Source organism: Agrobacterium sp. 22094, assembly GCF_052046015.1.
In the GTDB taxonomy this organism is placed as follows: domain Bacteria; phylum Pseudomonadota; class Alphaproteobacteria; order Rhizobiales; family Rhizobiaceae; genus Agrobacterium; species Agrobacterium cavarae.
Genome location: NZ_JBQEPX010000002.1, coordinates 375,951 through 400,314 on the forward strand (window position 1 = coordinate 375,951; position 24,364 = coordinate 400,314).

The window sequence follows — 24,364 nt, forward strand, 5'->3', positions numbered from 1 at the left end:
GACAAAGCCGAGACGTGACGGTCTCGGCTTTGAATTCCACGAACAAGCTCTCGCTCTCGTGGGGCAAAAAGGACGCTCTCTGCCCTGTAGCAAGGCAATACTATGGAGAGTCGTTCTTGGTGTCGAGTTGCGCGGGAGGTTTATCCAAAACCTTGAACACAGGACGATGCATAAATGAAAAATGAAAAAAACCTGAGTGCCCATAAGTTGATTGAATACGCGTTTGCAACTCCACAAAGACGCGTCTCAATTATCGAGAACGCCTTACAGCCACCGACTTTCATTTTGGATACAATGTATCCAGACATCGAACGTGCTACAGCATCGTTTCTGATATCAGGATGCAAGGATCAAAGCGGCCTGAGTGGATTGGACGACCTCTATAAAGATCGGAAGGCGCATAGCGATCACCATGAGCAACGACTCATGAACGCATTGGACGCAATCTCGCACGTCTCAGCGGTGAAATGGCCGCTGTCAGATTTCTGGGAGATCGAAAACACACCGAAGGAACTCAATGAGATGGAGATCGGTGGGGTCATCATTCGTGTAAAGCCCACGGCAATCATCAAAAGGAGGCAACCTGGTTTCCGTTATCCATTTGTGGGGGCCGTAAAATCCTTCTTCGGAAAAACCTACCCTCTTAGAGTTAGAAAAGACGATGAAAGAGGCATCCTGTTTGCTACATTGTTGCATTGGTACGTAGAGGAAACTTTAAGTTCGACCGGCACCGCTGATCCTTCAATGTGCTTCGTGGCGGATGTCTTCAGTGAAGAGAGCCACTTTGCGGCCAAAAGGTATAAACAGCGTCGAAAGCAGTTGGAAGCGCTGGCGGTTGAAATCTCCGATCGCTGGGACGCCATCCGCCTTCGCTTAGAAAAAAAGAGTCCTGCTTCCCGGACCGGATCGTTGTAGATTCAGCTCGTTGTGCGTGTCAGTTTCGCACTTCAGGAGATCCGCGGCAAAGGTAAAGCGAGCAGTGGATTTCCTCGCAGCAGTCTTTAATGGCGATGGACAATCATAGTGGGCAGGCGTACCGCGTGAGGATTCTCGCAATTAGATGGCTTACTTAATTCTTCAGATGAACCAGAAAAGGCCCGCTTAAGCGGGCCTTTTTCAAGTCGTCTAAAGATCTTCGTTCAAATCTCCGGGCAACCGCGCTGGTTGGCGAAGGTGATGGTGTCGGGGCCGCGGCGGGTATCGCCTTCGACGACCACGCGGCGTGGCGTGATGCGGACCACTTCGGGATCGCGCAGGCCGGATGCTCGTGCAGCAGCGCGGGCTTCGCGTTCGCTGCAACCCGCCATACGTGGCGGGCCACGGCGGTCCATGTCGCGGCGGTCACGATCGCGATCGCGGATAACGGGGCGAACGCCATCGGGGCCGATCCGCAGCTCCACATCCTGAGCCTGTGCCACGCCGGACACGGCGACGCTTGAAACTGCCATAGTAACAGCAAGTCCTGCAACTTGAATAATCTTCCGCATGTTGCCTCCTCAGTGCCATTACTTCGGCACACATAAATGTTCACCGCGCTATAACGTCGAGACGTCTCACTGGTTCCTTCATGGTTGTTTTACGATGATCTTGGGATGGCAGGCAGATCGCAATAAAATGCCCCGCCGAAGCGGGGCATAAGAGATTGCTAGTCCGTATTGAGGATCAACACGTCAGGCTGCGACATCCGCAGTGAAGGCGGATTTGATCAGCGTCCTTGTGTAGTCGGCAGACGGCGCGTTGAAGATCGCGTCGGTCTCTCCCTCCTCCACGATTTTCCCATCCTTCATGACGATCACATAGTCTGAGATCGCCTTGATCACCGAGAGATCGTGGCTGATGAAAATGTAGGAGAGGCCATGCGTCTTCTGCAATTCGCGCAGCAGATCGATCACCTGGCCCTGCACCGAGCGGTCCAGAGCAGAGGTCGGCTCGTCGAGGATGACCACATCCGGTTTCAGGATGATGGCTCTGGCAATCGCGATACGCTGACGCTGGCCGCCGGAGAACTCGTGCGGATAGCGGTTGCGGGCTGCAGGATCGAGCCCGACCTCCTTCAGCGCTTCGATGGCGCGCTTGTCACGCTCCGCACGGCTCAATTGCGGCTCGTGGACGAAGAGGCCTTCGGTGATGATCTCGCCCACCGTCTGGCGCGGCGAGAGCGAACCGTAGGGGTCTTGGAACACGAGTTGCAACCGCCGGCGCAGCGCCCGCATGGCCTTGCGATCCAGCCCGTTGATCTCCTTCTTCTCGAAGGTAATCCGCCCCTTGGCATTGGTGAGCCGGAGCAGCGCCCGGCCGAGCGTCGACTTGCCAGAACCGGATTCGCCCACGATGCCGATGGTCTGGCCCTGGCGTAGATTGATATTCACGCCATCGACTGCGCGAAACACGCTTGCCTTGGAAAGGAAGCCGCCGGGAATGTCATAATCGACAGTGACATTCTGGCCGGAGAGCACGACTGGCGTGCCGTCTGCCACTGGCGGCTTGTGGCCGCTCGGTTCGGCATCCAGCAGCATCTTGGTGTAGTCCGCCTGCGGGCGTTCGAAGATATCCTCCGTCGTGCCCGCCTCGACCACCTCGCCACGCCGCATCACCGTGACGCGGTCGGCAAAATGGCGCACCACGCCAAGATCGTGGGTGATCAGCACCACAGCCATGCCGAAGCGTTGCTGCAGCGACTTCAACAGATCGAGGATCTGCGCCTGGATCGTGACATCCAGTGCTGTCGTCGGCTCGTCCGCAATGAGAATGTCCGGCTCGTTTGCCAGCGCCATGGCAATCATGACACGCTGACGCTGCCCGCCGGAAAGCTCATGCGGATAGCTGTCAATCCGGCGTTCCGGATCGGGAATACCGACGAGCTTCAGAAGTTCGAGTACACGGGCGCGCGCCTCGCTCTTACTGCCGCCACGGTGATGCAGGATCGGCTCGGCGATCTGCGCGCCGATGCGGTAGAGCGGGTCGAGCGAGGTCATCGGCTCCTGGAAGATCATGGTGATCTTCGCGCCGCGGATGGTGTTGAGTTCATCGACCGGAAGGCCGATCAACTCGCGCCCGCGATATTTCGCAGAGCCATTGATGACGCCATTGGAGGCGAGAAGCCCCATGATGCCCATCATCGTCTGGCTCTTGCCGGAGCCGGATTCACCGACGACGGCAAGCGTCTCACCCTGGCGAACATCAAGATCAATGCCCTTGACGGCATTGACCATGCCGTCCGGCGTGGTGAAGTCCACCTTGAGATTGCGAACCGTCAATATGGTTTCAGATGTCGTCATGTCAGCGATCCTTTGGATCAAGTGCGTCACGCAACCCGTCGCCCACGAAGTTGAGGGAGAACAGGGTCAGCACGAAGAACAGAGCCGGGAAGATCAACAGCCAGGGTGCCGACTGCATGTTGTTGGCGCCTTCCGAAATCAGCGCCCCCCAACTCGTCAACGGCGCCTGCACGCCAAGGCCGAGGAAGGAAAGGAAGCTTTCCAGAAGAATGACCTTCGGCACCACCACGGTCACGAAGACGACGACCGGGCCAATGGTATTGGGGATGATGTGGCGGCGGATGATCTGCCAGTCGCTCAAACCCAAAGCCTGCGCCGCCCCGACGAATTCCCTTCGTTTGAGCGCAAGCGTCTGGCCTCGGACGATACGTGCCATGTCCAGCCACTCCACCGCCCCGATCACCAGAAAGATCAGGATGAAGCTTCGGCCGAAGAACACCACGAGGACGACGACGAGAAAGACGAAGGGCAGCGAGTAGAGGATTTCGACAAAGCGCATCATCACATTGTCGACGCGTCCGCCGATATAGCCGGCCGTTGCGCCATAGACCACGCCGATGCCGAGCGACACGAGGCTTGCCAGAACCCCGACCGCGATCGAGATCTGCCCGCCCAGCATGACACGGGCCAGCATGTCACGTCCGTTGGTATCGGTGCCGAAGAAGAAGTACTCTCGGTTCACCTCGCCCTCCAGCTTCAGTGTCCGTCCCTCGTCTTCCGTTGCCACGACCTTGGTGTTTTCGAACTCGTTGGCACGGTCGAAATAGCGTGTCGTGCGCGGATCGATGGCGCTGCTGGAGGTCACTGTTGCCGTGAAGGTCTGGCCGCTGACGGCAAATTCCTTCAGATCGACACGGGCACGGCCTGCAACGCCTTCCATCACCTCCTGCAGATTGTTCACATCCGGACGCGGCTCAAGGCTCGGTGGCACGGAAACGTAGGAGGAGAACACCTGGTCATAGGTGTGGGTGAGGAAATGCGGACCGATGAAGGAGAAGAGCGTGATCAGCACCAGCATGACGGAGCCCGCCATCGCCGCCTTATTGCGGCGGAAGCGCATCGCTGCCAGCTGGAACAGGCTTCGGCTCTGCACCTCGGCTTGGGGTGGAAGATTGGTCGAAATATCAGTCATGTCGGACCCTCGGATCGAGAAGGCCGTAGAGAATATCGACCACGAGATTGAAGAGGATGACGAAGATGGCGACGAGAACGACGGTTCCCATGACCAGCGTGTAATCGCGATTGATGGCGCCGAGAACGAAGTAGCGACCGACACCTGGAATGGTGAAGATCGTTTCGATCACCGCAGAACCGGTCAAGAGCGCTGCAGCGCAAGGTGCCAGATAGGAGACGACCGGCAGCATGGCAGCGCGCATGGCATGGAAGACGACCACGCTTCTTGCTGGAAGGCCATAGGCCTTGGCGGTGCGAATATGGTCCATGCGCAGAGCTTCGATCATCGCACCACGCGTCAGACGCGCGATCACCGCAAGCTGCGGCAAAGCAAGCGCAATCATTGGCAGGATGAGATAACGCAGCGATCCGTCGCCCCAGCTGCCGGCTGGCAGAAGGCCGAGGAACACAGCAAAGACAAGTGTGAGCACAGGTGCGACGACGAAGTTCGGCACCGTCACACCCACCGTCGAAATCGACATGATGGAGAAATCGAAGGCGCTGTTTTGCCGAAGGGCCGCGAAGGTACCGGCAATGACGCCACCGATCACAGCCAGAAGCAGCGCATAGCAGCCAAGCTCCAGCGAGTAAGGCAGGCCTTTGCCGATCAGCTGCGCGACGGTGTTATCCTTGTAAATATAGCTCGGACCAAAATCGCCTGTCACTGCATTGCGCAGATAAATCAGATACTGACGCCACAATGGTTCATCCAGATGATAGGTTCTCATCAGGTTTTCCATCGTTTGTGGCGGCAGGGGCCGTTCAAGGTTGAACGGACCGCCCGGTGCAAAACGCATCAGGAAAAAGGAAATGGTGACGACGATAAACAGCGTCGGCACCGCGCTCGCCAGACGGCGCAGAACAAATGAAATCATGGCTTTTCAGGCTCCGGGGCATGGCACGGCGGGCTTATTCAGCCGCCGTGCCAGCGCTGCTTATTCGGAAACGCTCAGAAAGCGGCTCAAGTGTTCATTGGCAGCGTTGTCGTGCCAACCCTTGACGCGATCCGATACGAGCCAGAGATCGGCCTGGGTCAGAAGCGGTGCCACCGGCTGTTCCTTCATCAGGATCGTTTCAGCCTCATGCAGCAGCTTGGAGCGGGCAGCCGGATCCTTCTCCTCGTAAGACTTCTTCATCAACGCGTCGTATTCCGCGTTGTTGAACTTCGCGTAGTTGAAGGTCTTGTTGGAGGAGATGGAGAGCGCCAGGAAGTTTTCCGCGTCTGCGTAATCGGCGACCCAGCCGGCACGCGCGACATTGTACTTGCCGCCTTCCTGCAGGTAGCCATAGTGCGACGCCACGTCGAGGTTCACCAGCGACACATTGGCGCCGAACGTATTCTTCCACATATCGGCGATGGCGGTTGCCACGCGCTCGTGGTTCGGGTTGGTGTTGTAGCGGATTTCGATGGAGAGCGGCTTGCCTCCCTCACCGTAACCGGCTTCCTTCATCAGCTTGACGGCTTCATCTTCACGATCGAGCTGGGACAGGGTTGCGAAATCGGCCTTGGCTGGCTCGCCGTAGGAGTCCATGCCGGGTGGCACCATGGAATAGGCCGGAACCTGCGATCCGCTATAGATTTCCTTGGCCAGGAAGTCGCGGTCGACAGCCATGGAGAGCGCACGGCGAACGCGAACGTCGCTATAGGGCGCTTCGCGCGTATCGAAAGTGTAGTAGTAGGTTGCAAGTGTAGGCGACACATGGACCTGCTCGCCATAGGCCTTGCGCAGGCGATCGAGCTGATCGGCCGAGAAGTTGTAGGCGAGATCCATTTCCTTCGCCTCGAAGCGACGAACCGAGGCTGCCTGGTCGTCGATCGGGTAGAAGATCACCTTGTCGATTTTGGTATTGGCAGCGTCCCAGAAGTTCGGGTTCTTCACCACAGTCAGGCTGTCATTGGGAACATGCGACTGCAGCGTATAGGCGCCGTTCGAGACCATGACGCCCGGCTTGACGAAATCCTTGCCGTTCTTGTCGAAGCTTGCCTTGGAGACGGGCAGTGCCGTCTGGTGCGCGAGCAGTTCGAGGAAGAAGGGGGTCGGGCGCTCAAGCGTGATTTCGAGCGTCTTGTCGTCCACCGCCTTCACGCCAAGCTGATCGAGCGGCAACTCGCCCTTGTTGATCTTTTCGGCATTCTTGATGGGATAGAGAATATTGGCGTATTTGGCAGCCGTCTTCGGGTCCTGAACGCGCTGGTAGGAGAACACGAAGTCCTCTGCGGTAACTGGAGAGCCATCCGACCACTTCGCATTGTCGCGCAGCTTGAATGTATAGACGGTGCCGTCATCCGACAGCTTCCAGCTTTCGGCCGTGCCGGGCACAATCTTGCCGGCGGAGTCATAAATCGTCAGACCTTCATAGAGGTCCTTCAGGATGAAGGCTTCGATATTGATCGAGGTCTGTGCCTGATCGAGAGTTTGGGGTTCCCCTGGATTACCGCGATGCAGAACGGTTTCAGCAAGAGCGGAACTGGCGCCAATCAGAAGTGAGCCAAGAAGAAGTGCGGCCCGCGTTGTCGTTTTAAACGAAATCATTTTTTTAATGCTCCCAGACAGTTTGAGAGGCCTAAAACAAGGGCATATTGGCTTGACGCGCAACCCCCAATATTTTCAGCCACTTCAAACCTGCCCCTTGAACAGGCACAACCGTGACTGCGCAACAATGCGGCAGATGCAAAATATGCTGAAAAAATATCGGGATACGTCACGCCGCAATCCGTCTAGCTGACTGACAAATTTACGCTGAATTTCGTGTCCAGCTGTGGAAAAAGCTGACCACGAAGCTGAAGGTGGCCGATCCCTCAGGAGAATCCCTACGCTGAGGGCTGATGGAGATAGAGAGTGAAGGACGCTTGAGCAGCTTTCGTTTTTGGCTAAACTGAAACAAAACGAAAAGGCTTTAGGGGGCCATCCGATGTTTTTCAGCGCGCGTCAAACTGAGATCATAGAGCTTGCAAAATCCGAAGGACGCGTGCTCGTCGAAGACCTCGCTGCACGCTTTTCCGTCACCCCGCAGACGATCCGCAAGGACTTGAACGAACTGTGCGAAAACCGGACGCTGAACCGCATTCATGGTGGCGCGATTTTCCCCAACGGCACCGAAAATATGCGCTACGAGGCGCGACGTTCGATTGCAGCGAGCGAGAAGCAGGCCATAGGCAAGGCAGCAGCGAGCATTATTCCCAACAAGTCCTCCCTCTTCATCAATATCGGCACCACGACTGAGGCGGTCGGCGACGCGCTTCTCGATCACCACGAACTGATGGTCATTACCAACAATATCAACGTCGCAAACCGGCTGCGGATCTTCCCCTCCATTGAAGTCATCATAGCCGGTGGCGTGGTGCGCGGCACCGATGGTGGCATTGTCGGCGAGGCGGCAGTCGATTTTATTCGTCAGTTCAAGGTGGATTATGCGGTGATCGGCGTCTCGGCCATCGATCCGGACGGCGCCTTGCTCGATTACGATTTTCGCGAGGTGAAAGTGGCCCAGGCAATCATCGCCAACGCGCGTCACGTGATTCTCGCCAGTGACTCCAGCAAATTCGAGCGCACAGCACCGGTGAGGATCGGCCATCTCTCGCAGGTTCAGACCTTTATTACAGACCATTGCCCATCGGAGTCGATACGAGACATCTGCAGAGAAGCAGGCGTCCAGCTGATCGAAACAGCTCCCGCGAATACAGATACTATAGACGATAGTTTCGTTTGACATTCGCTTTGAGTTCCTTTTATTTTCCCTTCAACAAAAAAATCGTTCGGCTTGCACGCGCAACAACAGGGAGTAGGGACAGGTGGCTCAAGAGGCGGTTCGCGACATCTTCGTCGTCGGCGGCGGCATCAATGGCTGCGGCATTGCGCGCGATGCGGCCGGTCGAGGCTATTCCGTGACGCTGGCTGAGATGAAGGACTTTGCCTCCGGCACGTCCTCTGGTGCCACCAAGCTGATCCATGGCGGGCTGCGCTATCTGGAGCATTACGAGTTCCGTCTCGTGCGCGAAGCCTTGATGGAACGCGAAGTTCTGTGGGCCATGGCGCCCCACATCATCTGGCCGATGCGCTTTGTTCTGCCCTTCCACAAGGGTGGCATTCGTCCCGCCTGGCTGATCCGGCTTGGTCTTTTCCTCTACGACCACCTTGGCGGCCGCAAATTACTGCCTGCCACCAAGTCACTAGACATGCGGCGTGACCCAGCCGGCAAGCCATTGAAGCCGCTCTTCACCAAGGCCTTCGAATACTCCGATGGATGGGTGGATGATGCCCGCCTCGTGGTGCTGAACGCGCGTGACGCGGCAGACCGCGGCGCCGACATCATGAACCGCTCGAAAGTCATCTCCGTTCGCCGGGAGAATGGTCTTTGGACCATCGACGTGCAGGACATCGAGAGCGGCTACGTGAAAACCGTGCAGGCGCGGATGCTGGTCAATGCGGCCGGTCCCTGGGTGGATCAGGTATTGTCCAACGCGGCGGGCAAGAACCAGGTCCATAATGTGCGCCTCGTTCAAGGCAGCCACATCGTCGTGAAGAAGAAGTTCAACGATCCGCGCGCCTATTTCTTCCAGAACCCCGATAACCGCATCATCTTCGCCATTCCCTACGAAACGGACTTTACGCTGATTGGCACCACCGACCGGGACTATGACGGCGACCCATCGCAGGTGCGGATCAGCGAAGAGGAAACGGATTATCTCTGCAAGGCAGCCAGCGAGTATTTCGCCGAGCCCGTGACGAAAGACGATATCGTCTGGACCTATTCCGCCGTTCGCCCGCTCTATGATGACGGTGCATCCAAGGCCCAGGAAGCCACGCGCGATTACGTGTTGAAGCTTGAACAGAACACCGGCGAGCCACCATTGCTCAACGTTTTCGGTGGCAAGCTTACCACCTATCGCCGTCTGGCCGAACATGCGCTGGAAAAGATCAACGAAGCGATCGGCACCAAGGGTTCGCCCTGGACCGCGAAGAGTTCGTTGCCCGGCGGCGATTTTGCACCGACTGGTTATGATGCGGAAGTGGCGAAACTGAAGGCCCGCTACGGCTTTCTTTCGGATCGCCATGCCCGTCGGCTGGTCCGCCTTTACGGAACGAAAGCTGCCATCTTCCTGGGAGATGCGACCGGTGTGGAGGCACTGGGCAGGCATTTCGGCGGGGATCTTTACGAGCGCGAAGTTACCTGGCTGATGGAACAGGAATGGGCCAGAACCAGCGAGGACGTGCTCTGGCGTAGAACGAAGCAGGGCCTGCATTTTTCCCGGGAGGAAGCTGCAGCGCTCAGCGATTACATGACGACAAAGGCTGCCTGAGACGACTGATTTGGACGCGCCGTAACGGCGCTGCATAAGACGTATTGATTGCAGACATCTTGCTGGTGGAGGAGGCCGCGGGACAGAATGCTTGAATTGCGCAACATCGCGAAGATGGTGGGCGGGGATTATCACATCTACCCCACCAATCTGACACTCAAGCGGGGCACGCTGAATGTCCTGCTTGGACCAACCTTGTCCGGCAAGACGTCGCTGATGCGACTGATGGCAGGCCTCGACAAACCGACCGAGGGCTCGCTGGTCTTTGATGGCACCGACGTCACCGGCAAACGCGTGCAGGATCGCAGCGTTGCCATGGTCTACCAGCAATTCATCAATTATCCCTCGCTTTCCGTTTACGAAAACATCGCCTCCCCGATGCGGATTGCAAAAAAGGATAATGCGACGATCGACCGCGAGGTTCGAAAAGCGGCCGACCTGTTGAAATTGACGCCCTATCTGGAGCGGACGCCGCTCAATCTCTCCGGCGGCCAGCAGCAGCGCACCGCACTTGCGCGCGCCATCGTCAAGAATGCCAGCCTCGTTCTCCTGGATGAGCCGCTTGCCAACCTCGATTACAAGCTGCGTGAAGAACTGCGTGAGGAACTGCCAAAGATCTTCGCCTCCTCCGGCGCGATTTTCGTCTATGCGACGACGGAGCCCTCGGAGGCACTTCTTCTGGGCGGCAACACTGCGACGATGAACCAAGGTCAGATCACCCAATACGGTCCGACCATCGACATGTATCGCAATCCGGTCGATCTTGTCTCTGCCAGAACCTTTGCCGATCCGCCATTGAACATCGTCGAACTGGCCAAATCAGGCGGTTCGTTTCTACAAAACGGCCAACCGGCTTTCGCCGTTCCGGCTCACCTTGCCGGCATTCCCGACGGCCCGATAACAGCGGCGTTTCATCCGCATCACCTTTATCCTGGCCCAACCAATGCTGCTGCGGCCAAGCTTCAGGCAAAAACGCTGGTCTCGGAAATTGCCGGCTCTGAAAGTTTCATCCATCTCGACTTTGCCGGCCATCGCTGGGTCATGCTGACCCGTGGCATTCTCGACATAGAGCCGGACCGCCAGATCGACATCTATCTCGACACCCGCCATCTCATGGCCTTCGACATGAATGGCCGCTCCCTTGCAACCCCAAAGCTCGCTGCCGCGTGAGGAGATAGAGACATGGCACGTATCAGTCTCGACCATATCCGCCACGCATATAACGCCAAAGCAAAAGCGGCCAACGATTACGCTTTGAAGGAGGTGCACCACGACTGGAGCGATGGCGGCGCCTATGCGCTGCTCGGCCCCTCCGGCTGCGGCAAGACCACCCTGCTCAATATCATTTCCGGCCTCATCCATCCGTCCGACGGCCGCATTCTGTTCAATGGCAAGGATGTGACGAATTTGCCGACCGAACAGCGCAACATCGCCCAGGTGTTCCAGTTTCCGGTTATCTACGACACGATGACCGTTTACGACAATCTTGCTTTTCCGTTGCGAAACCGCGGTGTTTCCGAGCCCGACGTCGATCGCCGCGTCAACGAAATCCTGGAGATGATCGATCTCGGCGCCATGGCTACGCGCCGCGCGCGCCGCCTGACCGCAGACCAGAAACAGAAGATCTCGCTCGGTCGCGGTCTTGTGCGCAACGACGTCAACGCCATTCTCTTCGATGAACCGCTGACCGTCATTGATCCCCATATGAAATGGGTGCTTCGCTCGCAGTTGAAACGCCTGCACCGCCAGTTCGGCTTCACCATGGTCTATGTCACGCACGATCAGACCGAAGCATTGACCTTCGCCGACAAGGTCGTCGTCATGTATGACGGCCAGATCGTCCAGATCGGTACGCCAGCTGAATTGTTTGAGCGCCCAAGCCACACCTTCGTCGGTTACTTCATCGGCTCGCCCGGCATGAATGTGCTGCCTGTTTCTCTGACCGGCGCGCAGGCTAAGATTGGTGACCAGACAATTGCACTGTCTTCCGCTCCAAACATCAATGCAGGTGCCAAGACGGAACTTGGCATCAGGCCTGAATTCATCTCGCTTGGCCGCGACGGCATGCCGGTCTCGATCACCAAGGTCGAGGACCTCGGTCGTCAAAAGGTGGTGCGCTCCAGCTTTGCCGGCCAGCCGCTGACGATCGTAGTACCAGAGGACGGTGAAATCCCCGCAGACCCGCGCGTGACCTTCGATCCGAGAGCCATCGGCATCTATGCCGATAGCTGGCGCGTGGGAACAGGAGCCTGAGCGATGGACAAGACAGTCAACAACAAGGCTTGGTTCCTCGTCATTCCGGTTCTGGTGCTCGTCGCTTTTTCGGCGGTCATCCCGCTGATGACGGTCGTGAATTATTCTGTGCAGGATACGTTCGGCAACAATGAGTTCTTCTGGGCAGGCACTGACTGGTTTGTGCAAATGCTGCACTCGCCACGCTTTTGGGACGCGCTGATCCGCAACCTGATCTTCTCGCTCGTCATTCTGGCGATCGAAATTCCGCTTGGCATTCTGATCGCACTGAACATGCCGAAGACGGGGCTTGGCGTTCCCGTCTGCCTCGTTCTGATGGCGCTACCGCTTCTGATCCCTTGGAATGTCGTCGGTACCATCTGGCAGGTTTTCGGCCGGGTCGATATCGGCTTCCTCGGCCATTACCTCTCTATGCTCGGCATCGATTACAACTACACGCAGGACCCGGTGGACGCCTGGGCGACCGTCATCATCATGGATGTGTGGCACTGGACAAGCCTCGTCGTGCTGCTCTGCTATGCCGGCCTCGTCTCCATACCGGACGCCTATTATCAAGCGGCTCGCATCGACGGGGCCTCGCGGTGGTCCGTTTTCCGCTTCATTCAACTGCCTAAGATGAAACGCGTGTTGCTGATTGCCGTGCTGCTACGCTTCATGGACAGTTTCATGATCTATACCGAGCCCTTTGTCGTCACCGGCGGCGGCCCTGGCAATTCCACGACCTTCCTCTCCATCGATCTCGTGAAGATGGCCATCGGTCAGTTCGACCTTGGTCCGGCAGCGGCCATGTCGATCATCTACTTCCTGATCATCCTGGCGCTGTCCTGGATCTTCTACACCGTCATGACCAACAGCGACGCGGATGCGTGAGAAAGGAGATCGATATGAGCAATTCAACCATGAGCCGCTTCTCCTTCTTGATCCCGACGATCTACATCATCTTCTTGCTGCTGCCGATCTACTGGCTGGTGAATATGAGCTTCAAGGAGAACGCCGAAATCCTCGGCGCCTTCTCGCTTTGGCCGCAAAACCCGACGCTGCGCAATTACACGATCATCTTTACCGATCCGGCCTGGTATAATGGCTATATCAACTCGATCATCTACGTGGCGCTGAACACCGTCATCTCGGTCGCGGCGGCGCTTCCAGCGGCCTATGCCTTCTCTCGATATCGCTTCCTTGGCGATAAGCATCTGTTCTTCTGGCTGCTCACAAACCGAATGGCTCCACCCGCCGTCTTCGCCCTGCCCTTCTTCCAGCTCTATTCGGCATTCGGCCTGATCGATACGCATATTGCCGTGGCGATTGCCCACTGCCTGTTCAACGTGCCGCTGGCCGTGTGGATTCTGGAAGGCTTCATGTCCGGCGTTCCAAAGGAAATCGACGAGACCGCCTATATTGATGGATACTCCTTCCCGCGCTTTTTCGTGAAGATCTTCATGCCCCTGATCGCAAGTGGCATCGGTGTCGCGGCCTTCTTCTGCTTCATGTTCTCATGGGTCGAGCTACTGCTCGCCAGAACACTCACGACGACAGCAGCAAAGCCGATTGCCGCGACCATGACGCGCACGGTTTCCGCATCGGGGATGGACTGGGGCGTTCTGGCTGCAGCCGGCGTGTTGACCATCATTCCCGGCGCGCTCGTCATCTACTTCGTCCGCAACTACATCGCCAAGGGCTTCGCCCTCGGTCGCGTCTGAGAAGGAGAACAGAAATGAATTTTTCCTGGATGGCGTGGACGTTACCGACGGCACTGTTTTTCCTGACGATCCTGACCCTGATGATCGGCATGGCGGTGTGGGAGTATTTTTCGCCCGGCGGCAATCCGCGCGTTGGCATTCTCCGCTTCGAGACGACACGGGGGGATAGGCTCTTCGTCTCGCTGCTCGGCTCCGCCTTCATCAACCTCGCCTGGCTCGGCTTCGTCGGCACAGGCCTTTGGTGGGCGCTCGCTCTTTCGGTTGTCTATGCGATCGGCGTGTTCCGCTTCGTATAGATGCCGACAACATACCGGGGCGGAGGACGGCCCGGCAGTTCTACACATGACGCAATCGCAAAACCTTGGGAGGACCTCTTATGCGAATGCATCTTCTTACCACTACAGCAGCAGCGCTGCTGGCAATCACCGGCGTGGCTCACGCCGGCATGAATGAAGCCAAAGCCTTTCTCGACAAGGAAGTCGGCGACCTTTCGTCCCTTTCCCGTGCGGACCAGGAAAAGGAAATGCAATGGTTCATCGACGCTGCAAAGCCCTTTGCAGGCATGGACATCAAGGTCGTTTCCGAAACGCTGACGACGCACGAATATGAGTCCAAGGTACTGGCCAAGGCCTTCTCGGACATTACCGGCATCAAGATCACCCATGACCTGATCGGCGAAGGTGACGTCGTTGAAAAGCTACAGACGCAGATGCAGTCGGGCGAAAACATCTATGATGCCTTCGTCAACGACAGCGACCTCATCGGCACGCACTGGCGCTACCAGCAGGTTCGCAACCTGACAGACTGGATGGCGGGCGAAGGCAAGGACGTGACCAATCCAGGTCTCGACCTCCCCGACTTCATCGGCACCAAGTTCACCACTGCTCCCGACGGCAAGCTTTACCAGCTGCCTGATCAGCAGTTCGCGAACCTCTACTGGTTCCGCTACGACTGGTTCAACGATGCCAAGAACAAGGCCGACTTCAAGGCGAAGTACGGCTATGACCTCGGCGTTCCGGTCAACTGGTCTGCCTACGAGGATATCGCCGCGTTCTTCACCGGTCGCGAAATCGACGGCAAGAAGGTCTACGGCCATATGGACTACGGCAAAAAGGACCCGTCGCTAGGCTGGCGCTTCACCGATGCCTGGCTCTCCATGGCTGGCAACGGCGACAAGGGACTGCCAAACGGTCTGCCGGTCGACGAATGGGGCATCAAGGTCAACGAAAAGTCCCAGCCGGTCGGCTCCTGCGTAGCGCGTGGCGGCGACACCAATGGTCCTGCGTCTGTTTACGCCATTCAGAAATACCTTGACTGGCTGAAGGCATACGCTCCTCCCGCAGCGCAGGGCATGAACTTCTCCGAATCCGGTCCCGTGCCGGCGCAGGGCGAAGTGGCGCAGCAGATCTTCTGGTACACCGCCTTTACCGCAGATGCCGTCAAGAAGGGTCTGCCGGTCGTCAACGAGGATGGCACGCCAAAGTGGCGTATGGCCCCCTCCCCTCATGGTGTGTACTGGAAAGACGGCATGAAGCTCGGCTATCAGGACGTGGGTTCCTGGACGCTGATGAAGTCCACTCCGACCGACCGCGCAAAGGCCGCCTGGCTCTATGCGCAGTTCGTCACCTCCAAGACGGTGGACGTGAAGAAGGCGCATGTGGGTCTTACCCTCATCCGTGAATCGACCATCAACCACGAGAGCTTCACCAAGCGCGCCAAGGATCTTGGCGGTCTGATCGAATTCTACCGTTCGCCTGCTCGCGTTCAGTGGTCGCCGACCGGCACCAACGTTCCTGACTATCCGAAGCTGGCTCAGCTGTGGTGGCAGGCCGTCGGTGACGCTTCTTCCGGTGCGAAGACCGCGCAGGAAGCCATGGACTCGCTTTGCGCCGAACAGGAAAAGGTCATGCAGCGCCTGGAACGTGCAGGCGTTCAGGGCGACAAGGGCCCGAAGCTGGCGGAAGAGCACGATCTCGAATACTGGCACAAGGATGCCGTCGCCAAGGGCAACTTGGCACCGCAGCTGAAGGTCGAGAACGAGAAGGAAAAGCCGGTAACCGTCAACTACGACGAACTGGTGAAGAGCTGGCAGAAGTAAGCCTGCTTGTCCGATAAAAAGAAAGCCGGGGCGACATTCGCTCCGGCTTTTTTATGACTGCCACTTATCGAAAACGGAAATCTGTTCTCGGTAAGCGCTACGCAAAAACTCAAAGAGTTAGAGCCCCCTGAAGTCAGCGCCAGCCGAGTTCCGGCGCTACATATTTCAAGATCGCCTCTAGCGCATGGACGTTGTAGTCGACGCCAAGTTGGTTCGGAATGGTCAGCAACAGCGTATCGGCTTCCGCAACCGCTTCATCCTTCGCCAGTTCCTTGACCAGCACATCCGGTTCGGCGGCATAGGACCGGCCGAAGATGGCGCGCGTATTGGCGTCGAGGTAGCCGATGCTATCGCTTTCCTTCGAACCGCGACCGAAATAGGCGCGGTCGCGATCATCCACCAGCGCGAAGATGCTGCGGCTGACCGATACGCGGGGCGTCCGTTCGTGACCGGCCTCTTTCCATGCCTCGCGATAGGCTCGGATCTGCGCCGCCTGCTGGACGTGGAAGGGTTCACCCGTTTCGTCGTCCTTCAAGGTGGAGCTTTGCAGGTTCATGCCGAGCTGTGCCGCCCATCGGGCCGTGGCGTTGGAGCCGGCACCCCACCAAAGGCGCTCGCGCAAGCCTTCCGAATGGGGTTCCAGTCGCAAGAGACCGGGAGGGTTGGGGAACATTGGCTGCGGATTGGGCTCGGCAAAGCCCTGGCCTTTCAGGACCTCCAACAGGATCTCTGCGTTGCGTCGACCCATATCGGCATCGCTCTCGCCTTCGGCGGGGCGATGACCAAAGTAGCGCCAGCCGTCGATCACCTGTTCCGGCGATCCGCGGCTCAAGCCCAATTGCAGGCGTCCGTTCGAAATCAGATCGGCAGAGCCGGCATCTTCCGCCATGTAGAGCGGGTTCTCGTAGCGCATATCGATGACGGCCGTGCCGATCTCGATCGACTTGGTGCGCGCACCGACCGCGGCAAGCAATGGAAAGGGCGAAGCAAGCTGACGTGCAAAGTGATGCACGCGGAAATACGCGCCATCAACGCCGATTTCCTCGGCGGCGACGGAGAGTTCGATGGATTGTTGCAAAACGTCCTTGGCGGAACGCGCTTGTGAATGGGATCCAGGGCTCCAATGGCCGAAGGACAGAAAACCGATCTTCTTCATGAGGTCAAACCTGCTGGCTTAATTGATGTGGTTGTCCCACATATAGTGCGCCGCCAGCAGGATGTACCGAAGCGATTGGTGAACAGTGCGTTCAGGCCTGTGCACGCACGACATGATCTCCGTGAGAGGTTTCCGCTGGTCCGGAGCCCGGCGCATTGACCATGGCACCTGCCAGCTGACGGAAGGTGATCATGCCGAGCGGCTCTGCCTTCTTGCCCACCACCGTAGCAACTTCATGTCCGCTCGTAGAAAGCAGTCGCATGGCATCTTCGATGCTGGTGCCGGCGGGGATCGGCGGAGCATCCGCAACAACGCCACTGCGAACCGGCGTCATGATGGCTTCCACATGGACAACCCGGCCGCGGTTCACTTCCTTGACGAAGCTTTCGATGTAAGCGTCCGCAGGGCGCAAGACGATATCCTGGCTCGTTCCCTGTTGAATGACTTCGCCATCGCGAAGGATTGCAATCTGGTCGCCGAGACGAAGCGCCTCATCCAGGTCATGGGTAATGAAGACGATGGTCTTCTTGATTTCGCTTTGAATATCGAGAAGCACCGTCTGCATGTCCGTGCGGATCAGCGGATCGAGCGCGGAATAGGCTTCATCCATCAAAAGCACCGGCGCGTCGTTGGAAAGCGCACGCGCAAGGCCCACGCGCTGCTGCATGCCGCCAGATAGCTGGTTCGGGTAACGCTGTTCGAAACCCTTCAGGCCGACGCGCTCCAGCCACCGCATGGCAATATCGATGCTCTTTTCGCGGGCAACACCCTGAACCTCGAGACCGTAGATCGTGTTGTCCAGCACGTTGCGATGCGGCAGAAGCGCGAACTTCTGAAACACCATGGCCGTCTGATGACGACGGAACTCGCGAAGCTCCGTCGGAGACATCTTCACCACATCCACGCCATCCACCAGCACCTCACCGGCGGTCGGATCGATCAGCCGGTTGATGTGGCGGATCAGCGTGGATTTGCCGGAACCGGACAGGCCCATGATGACCTGAATGCAGCCGGACGGAATGGTGATGTTGATATCGCGAAGCCCGAGCACATGGCCATACTTCTCGTTCAACTCTTGCTTCGTCAGACCGTTGCGCACGGCCTCCACATGGGACGCAGGGTTGGAACCGAAAATCTTGTAGAGATTGCGGATTTCAATACCGCCGAAACCATCAGCCATGGGCGACCTCCTGGTGCTTCTGGAGCCGCTTGCCATAGGCCTGGCTGATCCGGTCGAAGATGATGGCGATGCCGACAATGGCAAGACCGTTGAAGATGCCGAGCGTGAAGTACTGGTTGGCGATGGCCTTGAGCACCGGCTGACCCAGCCCCTGCACGCCGATCATGGATGCGACCACCACCATGGCAAGTGCCATCATGATCGTCTGGTTGATACCGGCCATGATTGTCGGCAAGGCGAGCGGTAGCTGCACCTTGAAGAGCTTCTGCCAGCCGGAGGAACCGAAGGCATCCGCCGCTTCCAGCACATCCTTGTCGACGAGGCGAATACCGAGATCGGTCAGGCGGATCATTGGCGGGATGGCGTAGATAACGACGGCGATCAGGCCTGGCACCTTGCCGATGCCGAGCAGCATGACAACCGGGATCAGATAGACGAAGCTCGGCATCGTCTGCATCACGTCCAGCACGGGATTGACGATCCGCTGAAAGCGATCGGACCGCGACATGGCAATGCCCAGTGGAAGGCCGATGGCAATGGACAGCACCGTACAGACGAAGATCATCGAGATCGTTCGCATCGTATCGGTCCACATGTCGAAGTAACCGATGAGGAGGAGTGTGATCAGACAGCCGAAAACGATCTTGATGCTGCGGCTGGCAAACCAGGCGATTGCCATGATGATCAGGATGATGATCGGCCACGGTGTCTGTGTCATGAAGCGTTCGGCCGAAATCAGGAAATGCTGAAGCGGCGAAAAGAACGTTTCGATCGTGCCGCCCCATTCCCGGGTAAAGCCGCGGAAGCCGTCGTCGATCACCTTCTTGAGGTTCCGAAGAGCCTCATCATTCATATGCGGAAATGTGTAAAACCAATCCATAGTCATCCCCTGTGAGCGTTGCCCCGACAGGGGGAACGGTCGAACAGTGACGTATCGTCACCCACGGCGTTGACATGCGGCAGATGGGCGCCGCATGTCGTTTCGCGTGCCAAGCGTTCCTGAAAAAAGAACGACGTGGCGCGGGGGAGTATTTAGAGAGACGCTTTGATCTTCTCGGCTGCTTCTGGCGATACCCACGTCGTCCAGACGTCGGCATTTTCCTTGAGGAAGTGCTTGGCACCGTCTTCACCGGTTGCCTGGTTGTCGGTCATCCACGCCATCAGCTTGTTGACGGTGGCGTTGTCCCAGGAACGCTTGTTGAGATAGGCCATAACATCAGGGCCCGCCTTTTCGGAGAAGGGCTTGGCAACGAGCGTCACGACCTGGTCAACCGGCCAAGCGTTCGGCTTGGGATCCGGGCAATCGGCAACCGTGTTGCAGCGTTTCCATTCTGCGGGATCGTTCGGCACGTCCTGAGCCAGCTTCACCATCTCGTACTTTCCGAGGATAGCGGTCGGCGCCCAATAATAGCCAACCCATGGCTGCTTGCGCTCATAAGCCTTTGCAATCGAGCCATCGAGACCGGCGGCTGAACCGCTGTCGACCAGAGTGAAGCCAGCCTTTTCACCGCCATAGGCCTTGAAGAGCTGCGCGGTTACGACCGTGCCACCCCAGCCCTGCGGACCGTTGACAACAGCACCCTTGCTCGGATCTTCAGGATCGGGGAACAGCTTCGGGTTCTTGAAGACGTCTGCGAAGGTCTTGATTTCAGGATGCGCGTCCGCGAAATATTTCGGGATCCACCAGCTCTGAACGCCGCCATCCTTGAGCGCCTTGGCCGCAACGACCAGCTTGCCTTCATCGACGCCGCGCTTGACGACATCTGGAAGCAGATCCACCCAGGCTTCCGGCGCGATATCCGGCTGGCCCTTTTCAGCCATAGAGGTAATGGTCGGAACGGTGTCGCCAACCGTGATCTCGGCGGTGCAGCCATAGCCTTCGTTCAAGATGATCTTGTCGATGTTGGAGAGCACTTCGGCACTTTGCCAGTTCATGCTGGCAATGGTGGGGCTACCGCATTCGGCAGCGTTGGCGGCGACGGCGCCACCCAGCAGTCCAAATACAAGACAGGTCGATGCAAGAAGTTTCTTCATATCTGTTCCCTTTGTTGGCGGCATCTATGAAAGCGCAAGTGCGCCGCTGGCACCAGGCTCATTTCTTGTCTTTTGCAAGCTTGGGTGGATGATGGCGTGAAGACCGCCGACAGCCTGCGCAAAAAGCGACGGGTTTTCGCTCAACTACGACAGGTTAATTTCTTTTGAATCCGCTTATTGAAAGAACCGATTCGATTCTCGTTTAAGTTGAAAATGACGGTCGCGGTACCGGTTTAAATGGCCATTTCAAAAAAAGATTCGATCCAAATCGTTTGAAAAACTCGTGCCGTTAAAAAGTGCTTGGCGAGTTATGTCCTTCAAGACAAGAGTGTTTTCCGTGATGAAAAATCGGTCACACACTCGGTTCAAATGGTCCCCGCAATCGACGGCGACCTCAATTAAGGGGAGAAACCTTGGCTCGAATTACGCTCCGCCAACTGCTCGATCACGCAGCTGAACACGATTATGGCGTGCCCGCCTTCAACATCAACAATATGGAACAGGCACTGGCCATCATGGATGCCGCCAGCGCAACCAACTCGCCCGTCATCATGCAGGCCTCGCGTGGCGCCCGTGCTTATGCGCATGACATCATGCTTAAGCACATGATGGACGCTGTGGTGGAAATCTATCCGGACATCCCCGTCTGTGTTCACCTCGACCATGGCAACGAGCCTGCAAACTGTATGACGGCCATCCAGGCTGGCTTCACCTCGGTGATGATGGACGGATCGCTGAAGGCTGACGGCAAGACGCCGGGCGACTGGGATTACAATGTCGATGTGACGCGCCAGGTCACGAACATGGCCCATTATGGCGGCATCTCGGTCGAAGGTGAACTCGGCGTTCTCGGCTCTCTCGAAACCGGCATGGGCGAAGCCGAAGACGGCCATGGTGCCGAAGGCGTTCTCTCGCACGACCAGCTTTTGACCGACCCGGATGAAGCGGTGAAATTCGTTCGCGAGACAAAGGTTGACGCGCTGGCCGTTGCCATGGGCACCAGCCACGGCGCCTACAAATTCACACGCAAGCCGGACGGCAGCGTTCTGGCCATGAACGTCATCGAAGAAATCCACCGCAAGCTGCCGAACACGCACCTTGTGATGCACGGTTCCTCGACGGTTCCGCAGGATCTGCAGGACATCATCAATGCCTATGGCGGCGCGATCAAGCCGACCTTCGGCGTTCCGATCGAGGAAATCCAGCGCGGCATCAAGAACGGCGTTCGCAAGATCAACATCGACACCGATTGCCGTATGGCGATTACCGGTCAAATCCGCAAGGTTCTTGTCGAAGAGCCTGCTGAATTTGATCTGCGCAAGTATCTGAAGCCTGCGCGCGAAGCCATGACCAAGCTCTGCAAGGAGCGTTTCGAGCTGTTCAACACCGCTGGTCAGGCATCCAAGATCACGCCGATCCCGCTGCGCGACATGGCAAAGCGTTACGCCTCCGGTTCGCTCGATCCGGTCATTTCCTAAGAGCGCACATCCTATCGATGGCCGAACATCTGGTTCGGCCATCGATCATTTGTAGGATAAACTTTGCGCCCTCATACAAAATTCAGACTCATTTTTCTTTGAACCTTTGCAGCAAGCACAAATCTGCGGCGACATGCAGTGGGTTTCACGGCACTATTCCGTCAACATGTGAATGGGAGCAGACAATGACATTGCGCATCAACCAGACCGCACCGGATTTTACGGCGGACACGACCCAGGGCCAGATCAGCTTTCACGACTGGATCGGCGATAGCTGGGCGGTACTCTTCTCTCACCCAAAGAACTTCACTCCTGTCTGCACCACCGAACTCGGCGCGATGGCCGGGCTTGATGGGGAATTCAAGAAGCGCAACGTCAAGGTTATCGGCATTTCCGTCGATCCGGTCGAAAGCCACGCGCAGTGGAAGCAGGACATCAAGACCGCAACTGGCTTCAATGTCGAGTATCCACTGATCGGCGACAAGGAACTGAAGGTCGCCAAGCTTTACGACATGTTGCCGGAAGACGCAGGCAGCAGCTCCGAAGGCCGCACACCGGCTGATAACGCCACCGTGCGCTCCGTCTACGTCATCGGCCCGGACAAGAAGATCAAGCTGATCTTGACCTACCCGATGACGACCGGCCGCAACTTCGATGAAATCCTGCGCACGATCGACTCCATCCAGTTGACGGCGAAGCATCAGGTGGCAACGCCTGCCAACTGGAAGCAGGGCGACGATGTGATCATCACCGCTGCCGTTTCGAATGAAGATGCGGTGAAGCGTTTCGGGTCGTTTGATACCGTGCTGCCCTATCTGCGCAAGACCAAGCAGCCCCAGGCATAACCAGCCTCCCAAGGCGAGAAGAGGAAAAAGCGGCCATAAGCGGCCGCTTTTTCCATTTGAAAGCGGCTTCGGCATTGTTCTTGGCCACCCCGAGCATTCAACGGATGACACCGCAGGCAGGCCGTGGCATAGGGGCGCAACGTTTTGACAGTTTGGTCCGCTCCCCATGATCCGCATTGAAAATATCAGCAAATCCGCCAGCCATCGCATTCTCTATATCGAGGCGTCCGCGGCGCTCAACCGCGGCGAAAAGGTCGGTCTGGTGGGACCGAACGGCGCTGGCAAGACCACGCTTTTCCGCATGATCACCGGCGAGGAACTGCCCGATGAAGGTCAGGTCGCCGCCGAGAAGAACATCACCATCGGCTATTTCAATCAGGATGTCGGAGAGATGGCCGGTCGCAGCGCGGTTGCCGAAGCCATGGAAGGCGCCGGCCCCGTCAGCGTCATTGCCGCTGAACTTCGCGAGCTTGAGGCCCGCATGGTCGATCCCGATCAACTTGACCAGATGGACGAGATCATCGAACGTTACGGCGAGGTCCAGGCCCGATATGAGGAGCTTGATGGCTATTCGCTTGAAGGCCGTGCACGCGAAGTCTTGGCGGGCCTCAGCTTCAGCCAGGAAATGATGGACGGCGATGTGGGCAAGCTTTCGGGCGGCTGGAAGATGCGCGTGGCGCTCGCCCGCATTCTCTTGATGCGTCCGGACGTGATGCTTCTCGACGAACCGAGCAACCATCTTGATATCGAAAGCCTGATCTGGCTGGAAAACTTCCTGAAGACCTATGACGGCGCTTTGTTGATGACCTCTCACGACCGGGAGTTCATGAACCGCATCGTCAACAAGATCATCGAGATCGATGGCGGTTCGCTGACCACCTATTCCGGCGACTATGGCTTTTACGAACAGCAGCGGGCGCAGAACGAGAAGCAGCAGCAGGCGCAATTCGAGCGCCAGCAGGCGATGCTTGCGAAGGAACTGAAGTTCATCGAACGCTTCAAGGCGCGCGCATCGCACGCCGCCCAGGTCCAGAGTCGGGTGAAGAAGCTCGACAAGATCGAACGTGTCGAGCCGCCGCGTCGTCGCCAGTCAGTGGCCTTCGAATTCCTTCCTGCCCCTCGCTCGGGGGAAGACGTCGTGTCGCTGAAAAAGGTCAAGAAGGCCTATGGCAGCCGCACCATTTATGACGGCCTGGATTTCATGATCCGTCGCAAGGAACGCTGGTGCCTGATGGGTGTCAACGGCGCTGGCAAATCGACGCTCTTGAAACTGGTAACGGGCAGCGCCGAGCCGGATGCAGGCGTCGTCACGATCGGTGCGAGCGTGAAGCTCGGATATTTCGCTCAGCATTCCATGGATCTTCTGGATGGTGATGCCACCATCCTGCAATGGCTGGAACAACGCTTCCCGAAAGCGGGACAGGCGCCCCTTCGTGCACTGAGCGGCTGTTTCGGCTTTACCGGTGACGATGTGGAGAAAAAGTGCCGCGTTCTTTCGGGCGGCGAGAAAGCGCGCCTGGTGATGGCCGCGATGCTGTTCGATCCGCCGAACTTCCTCGTCCTCGACGAGCCGACCAACCATCTGGATCTCGACACCAAGGAAATGCTGATCAAGGCGCTTTCGGAATATGAAGGCACCATGCTCTTCGTATCGCACGACCGCCATTTCTTGGGCGCCCTCTCCAACCGCGTTCTCGAACTGACGCCGGATGGCATCCATCAATATGATGGTGGCTACACCGAATATGTCGAGCGGACAGGCATGGAAGCGCCGGGTCTGGAACGCGCCGCCTGATGGCGCTCGTAGCAAGACAAATGAGCAAAAAAAATGCGGCTGGAAGGCCGCATTTTTCGTGAAGGAAGGTCA

At 57.5% G+C, this 24,364-nt stretch carries 21 protein-coding genes; 12 read left to right on the top strand and 9 right to left on the bottom strand.

The features are described 5' to 3' along the window. Window positions 1-174: 174 nt before the first annotated feature. Window positions 175-915, top strand: coding sequence for a hypothetical protein (locus ACTJK5_RS14185; RefSeq protein ID WP_440612738.1), 741 nt, complete (start codon window positions 175-177; stop codon window positions 913-915). A gap of 224 nt (window positions 916-1,139) precedes the next feature. Here the strand turns inward: ACTJK5_RS14185 and ACTJK5_RS14190 are convergent, their stop codons facing one another. The 5 genes from ACTJK5_RS14190 to ACTJK5_RS14210 all read right to left on the bottom strand — a co-directional run bounded on the left by ACTJK5_RS14190 (window position 1,140) and on the right by ACTJK5_RS14210 (window position 6,985). Then, window positions 1,140-1,487, bottom strand: coding sequence for a hypothetical protein (locus ACTJK5_RS14190; RefSeq protein ID WP_062441615.1), 348 nt, complete (start codon window positions 1,485-1,487; stop codon window positions 1,140-1,142). Between the two features lie 183 nt (window positions 1,488-1,670). Next, window positions 1,671-3,278, bottom strand: a complete 1,608-nt coding sequence (locus ACTJK5_RS14195) for an ABC transporter ATP-binding protein (protein ID WP_111847108.1) — start codon at window positions 3,276-3,278, stop codon at window positions 1,671-1,673. 1 nt (window position 3,279) lies between these two features. Beyond that, the gene (locus tag ACTJK5_RS14200; RefSeq protein WP_113272532.1) at window positions 3,280-4,410 is read right to left on the bottom strand and encodes an ABC transporter permease subunit; all 1,131 of its coding nucleotides are present in this window, start codon (window positions 4,408-4,410) and stop codon (window positions 3,280-3,282) included. Next, window positions 4,403-5,326 (bottom strand): oligopeptide ABC transporter permease OppB, encoded by a 924-nt coding sequence (gene oppB / locus ACTJK5_RS14205; RefSeq protein WP_062424177.1) that lies wholly within the window; start codon window positions 5,324-5,326, stop codon window positions 4,403-4,405. Before oppB ends, ACTJK5_RS14200 begins: the two co-directional genes overlap by 8 nt. A gap of 60 nt (window positions 5,327-5,386) precedes the next feature. After that, on the bottom strand, window positions 5,387-6,985 hold the full coding sequence (locus tag ACTJK5_RS14210; protein WP_111847107.1) for a peptide ABC transporter substrate-binding protein: 1,599 nt from the start codon (window positions 6,983-6,985) through the stop codon (window positions 5,387-5,389). Window positions 6,986-7,364: 379 nt separating this feature from the next. Between ACTJK5_RS14210 and ACTJK5_RS14215 the strand changes: the two genes are divergently transcribed. The 8 genes from ACTJK5_RS14215 to ACTJK5_RS14250 all read left to right on the top strand — a co-directional run bounded on the left by ACTJK5_RS14215 (window position 7,365) and on the right by ACTJK5_RS14250 (window position 15,804). After that, a complete protein-coding gene (locus ACTJK5_RS14215) occupies window positions 7,365-8,162 on the top strand; it encodes a DeoR/GlpR family DNA-binding transcription regulator (RefSeq protein ID WP_440612739.1) in 798 nt (265 codons plus the stop codon). A gap of 82 nt (window positions 8,163-8,244) precedes the next feature. After that, window positions 8,245-9,753, top strand: a complete 1,509-nt coding sequence (gene glpD, locus ACTJK5_RS14220) for a glycerol-3-phosphate dehydrogenase (protein WP_440612740.1) — start codon at window positions 8,245-8,247, stop codon at window positions 9,751-9,753. Window positions 9,754-9,840: 87 nt separating this feature from the next. Beyond that, a complete protein-coding gene (locus ACTJK5_RS14225; protein ID WP_440612741.1) occupies window positions 9,841-10,923 on the top strand; it encodes an ABC transporter ATP-binding protein in 1,083 nt (360 codons plus the stop codon). Between the two features lie 12 nt (window positions 10,924-10,935). Beyond that, window positions 10,936-12,006 carry an ABC transporter ATP-binding protein gene (locus ACTJK5_RS14230; protein ID WP_440612742.1) on the top strand — a complete coding sequence of 357 codons (1,071 nt, stop codon included), beginning with the start codon at window positions 10,936-10,938 and terminating at the stop codon, window positions 12,004-12,006. Window positions 12,007-12,009: 3 nt separating this feature from the next. Continuing rightward, complete coding sequence (locus ACTJK5_RS14235; RefSeq protein ID WP_427927935.1) at window positions 12,010-12,876, top strand: carbohydrate ABC transporter permease; 867 nt, start codon at window positions 12,010-12,012, stop codon at window positions 12,874-12,876. 14 nt (window positions 12,877-12,890) lie between these two features. Continuing rightward, window positions 12,891-13,706, top strand: coding sequence for a carbohydrate ABC transporter permease (locus tag ACTJK5_RS14240; RefSeq protein ID WP_062424172.1), 816 nt, complete (start codon window positions 12,891-12,893; stop codon window positions 13,704-13,706). A gap of 14 nt (window positions 13,707-13,720) precedes the next feature. Further along, entirely contained in the window at window positions 13,721-14,002 is a 282-nt protein-coding gene (locus tag ACTJK5_RS14245) for a DUF2160 domain-containing protein (RefSeq protein WP_062441633.1), read from the top strand. An 80-nt stretch (window positions 14,003-14,082) separates the two neighbouring features. Further along, window positions 14,083-15,804: an ABC transporter substrate-binding protein gene (locus ACTJK5_RS14250; RefSeq protein ID WP_113175941.1), complete on the top strand. Its 1,722-nt coding sequence runs from the start codon at window positions 14,083-14,085 to the stop codon at window positions 15,802-15,804. Between the two features lie 133 nt (window positions 15,805-15,937). Here ACTJK5_RS14250 and ACTJK5_RS14255 read toward each other — a convergent pair whose 3' ends face one another. The 4 genes from ACTJK5_RS14255 to ACTJK5_RS14270 all read right to left on the bottom strand — a co-directional run bounded on the left by ACTJK5_RS14255 (window position 15,938) and on the right by ACTJK5_RS14270 (window position 20,174). Continuing rightward, window positions 15,938-16,960, bottom strand: a complete 1,023-nt coding sequence (locus ACTJK5_RS14255) for an LLM class flavin-dependent oxidoreductase (protein ID WP_113260920.1) — start codon at window positions 16,958-16,960, stop codon at window positions 15,938-15,940. 91 nt (window positions 16,961-17,051) lie between these two features. Next, a complete protein-coding gene (locus tag ACTJK5_RS14260) occupies window positions 17,052-18,140 on the bottom strand; it encodes a quaternary amine ABC transporter ATP-binding protein (protein ID WP_113260919.1) in 1,089 nt (362 codons plus the stop codon). Next, a complete protein-coding gene (locus ACTJK5_RS14265; RefSeq protein ID WP_062441642.1) occupies window positions 18,133-19,020 on the bottom strand; it encodes an ABC transporter permease in 888 nt (295 codons plus the stop codon). Before ACTJK5_RS14265 ends, ACTJK5_RS14260 begins: the two co-directional genes overlap by 8 nt. Before the next feature lie 152 nt (window positions 19,021-19,172). Further along, a complete protein-coding gene (locus ACTJK5_RS14270) occupies window positions 19,173-20,174 on the bottom strand; it encodes an ABC transporter substrate-binding protein (protein WP_062424166.1) in 1,002 nt (333 codons plus the stop codon). Window positions 20,175-20,587: 413 nt separating this feature from the next. On the opposite strand from ACTJK5_RS14270, the gene fba reads away from it, so the two are divergent. The 3 genes from fba (at window position 20,588) to ACTJK5_RS14285 (ending at window position 24,292) form a co-directional block, all read left to right on the top strand. Beyond that, window positions 20,588-21,652, top strand: coding sequence for a class II fructose-bisphosphate aldolase (gene fba, locus ACTJK5_RS14275; protein ID WP_062424165.1), 1,065 nt, complete (start codon window positions 20,588-20,590; stop codon window positions 21,650-21,652). A 185-nt stretch (window positions 21,653-21,837) separates the two neighbouring features. Beyond that, window positions 21,838-22,497 (top strand): peroxiredoxin, encoded by a 660-nt coding sequence (locus ACTJK5_RS14280; protein ID WP_062424164.1) that lies wholly within the window; start codon window positions 21,838-21,840, stop codon window positions 22,495-22,497. A gap of 166 nt (window positions 22,498-22,663) precedes the next feature. Further along, complete coding sequence (locus tag ACTJK5_RS14285; RefSeq protein ID WP_111847097.1) at window positions 22,664-24,292, top strand: ABC-F family ATP-binding cassette domain-containing protein; 1,629 nt, start codon at window positions 22,664-22,666, stop codon at window positions 24,290-24,292. The last annotated feature ends 72 nt before the right edge of the window (window positions 24,293-24,364 follow it).

Bases quoted from the DNA above. Each gene is read 5' to 3' on its own strand.
- ACTJK5_RS14255 (WP_113260920.1), bottom strand. From the start codon at position 16,960: ATGAAGAAGATCGGTTTTCTGTCCTTCGGCCATTGGAGCCCTGGATCC.
- ACTJK5_RS14265 (WP_062441642.1), bottom strand. From the start codon at position 19,020: ATGGATTGGTTTTACACATTTCCGCATATGAATGATGAGGCTCTTCGG.
- ACTJK5_RS14235 (WP_427927935.1), top strand. From the start codon at position 12,010: ATGGACAAGACAGTCAACAACAAGGCTTGGTTCCTCGTCATTCCGGTT.
- ACTJK5_RS14270 (WP_062424166.1), bottom strand. From the start codon at position 20,174: ATGAAGAAACTTCTTGCATCGACCTGTCTTGTATTTGGACTGCTGGGT.
- oppB (WP_062424177.1), bottom strand. From the start codon at position 5,326: ATGATTTCATTTGTTCTGCGCCGTCTGGCGAGCGCGGTGCCGACGCTG.
- ACTJK5_RS14260 (WP_113260919.1), bottom strand. From the start codon at position 18,140: ATGGCTGATGGTTTCGGCGGTATTGAAATCCGCAATCTCTACAAGATT.
- ACTJK5_RS14215 (WP_440612739.1), top strand. From the start codon at position 7,365: ATGTTTTTCAGCGCGCGTCAAACTGAGATCATAGAGCTTGCAAAATCC.
- ACTJK5_RS14195 (WP_111847108.1), bottom strand. From the start codon at position 3,278: ATGACGACATCTGAAACCATATTGACGGTTCGCAATCTCAAGGTGGAC.
- ACTJK5_RS14190 (WP_062441615.1), bottom strand. From the start codon at position 1,487: ATGCGGAAGATTATTCAAGTTGCAGGACTTGCTGTTACTATGGCAGTT.
- ACTJK5_RS14245 (WP_062441633.1), top strand. From the start codon at position 13,721: ATGAATTTTTCCTGGATGGCGTGGACGTTACCGACGGCACTGTTTTTC.
- ACTJK5_RS14280 (WP_062424164.1), top strand. From the start codon at position 21,838: ATGACATTGCGCATCAACCAGACCGCACCGGATTTTACGGCGGACACG.
- ACTJK5_RS14285 (WP_111847097.1), top strand. From the start codon at position 22,664: ATGATCCGCATTGAAAATATCAGCAAATCCGCCAGCCATCGCATTCTC.
- ACTJK5_RS14250 (WP_113175941.1), top strand. From the start codon at position 14,083: ATGCGAATGCATCTTCTTACCACTACAGCAGCAGCGCTGCTGGCAATC.
- ACTJK5_RS14185 (WP_440612738.1), top strand. From the start codon at position 175: ATGAAAAATGAAAAAAACCTGAGTGCCCATAAGTTGATTGAATACGCG.
- ACTJK5_RS14225 (WP_440612741.1), top strand. From the start codon at position 9,841: ATGCTTGAATTGCGCAACATCGCGAAGATGGTGGGCGGGGATTATCAC.
- ACTJK5_RS14240 (WP_062424172.1), top strand. From the start codon at position 12,891: ATGAGCAATTCAACCATGAGCCGCTTCTCCTTCTTGATCCCGACGATC.
- ACTJK5_RS14230 (WP_440612742.1), top strand. From the start codon at position 10,936: ATGGCACGTATCAGTCTCGACCATATCCGCCACGCATATAACGCCAAA.
- ACTJK5_RS14210 (WP_111847107.1), bottom strand. From the start codon at position 6,985: ATGATTTCGTTTAAAACGACAACGCGGGCCGCACTTCTTCTTGGCTCA.
- ACTJK5_RS14200 (WP_113272532.1), bottom strand. From the start codon at position 4,410: ATGACTGATATTTCGACCAATCTTCCACCCCAAGCCGAGGTGCAGAGC.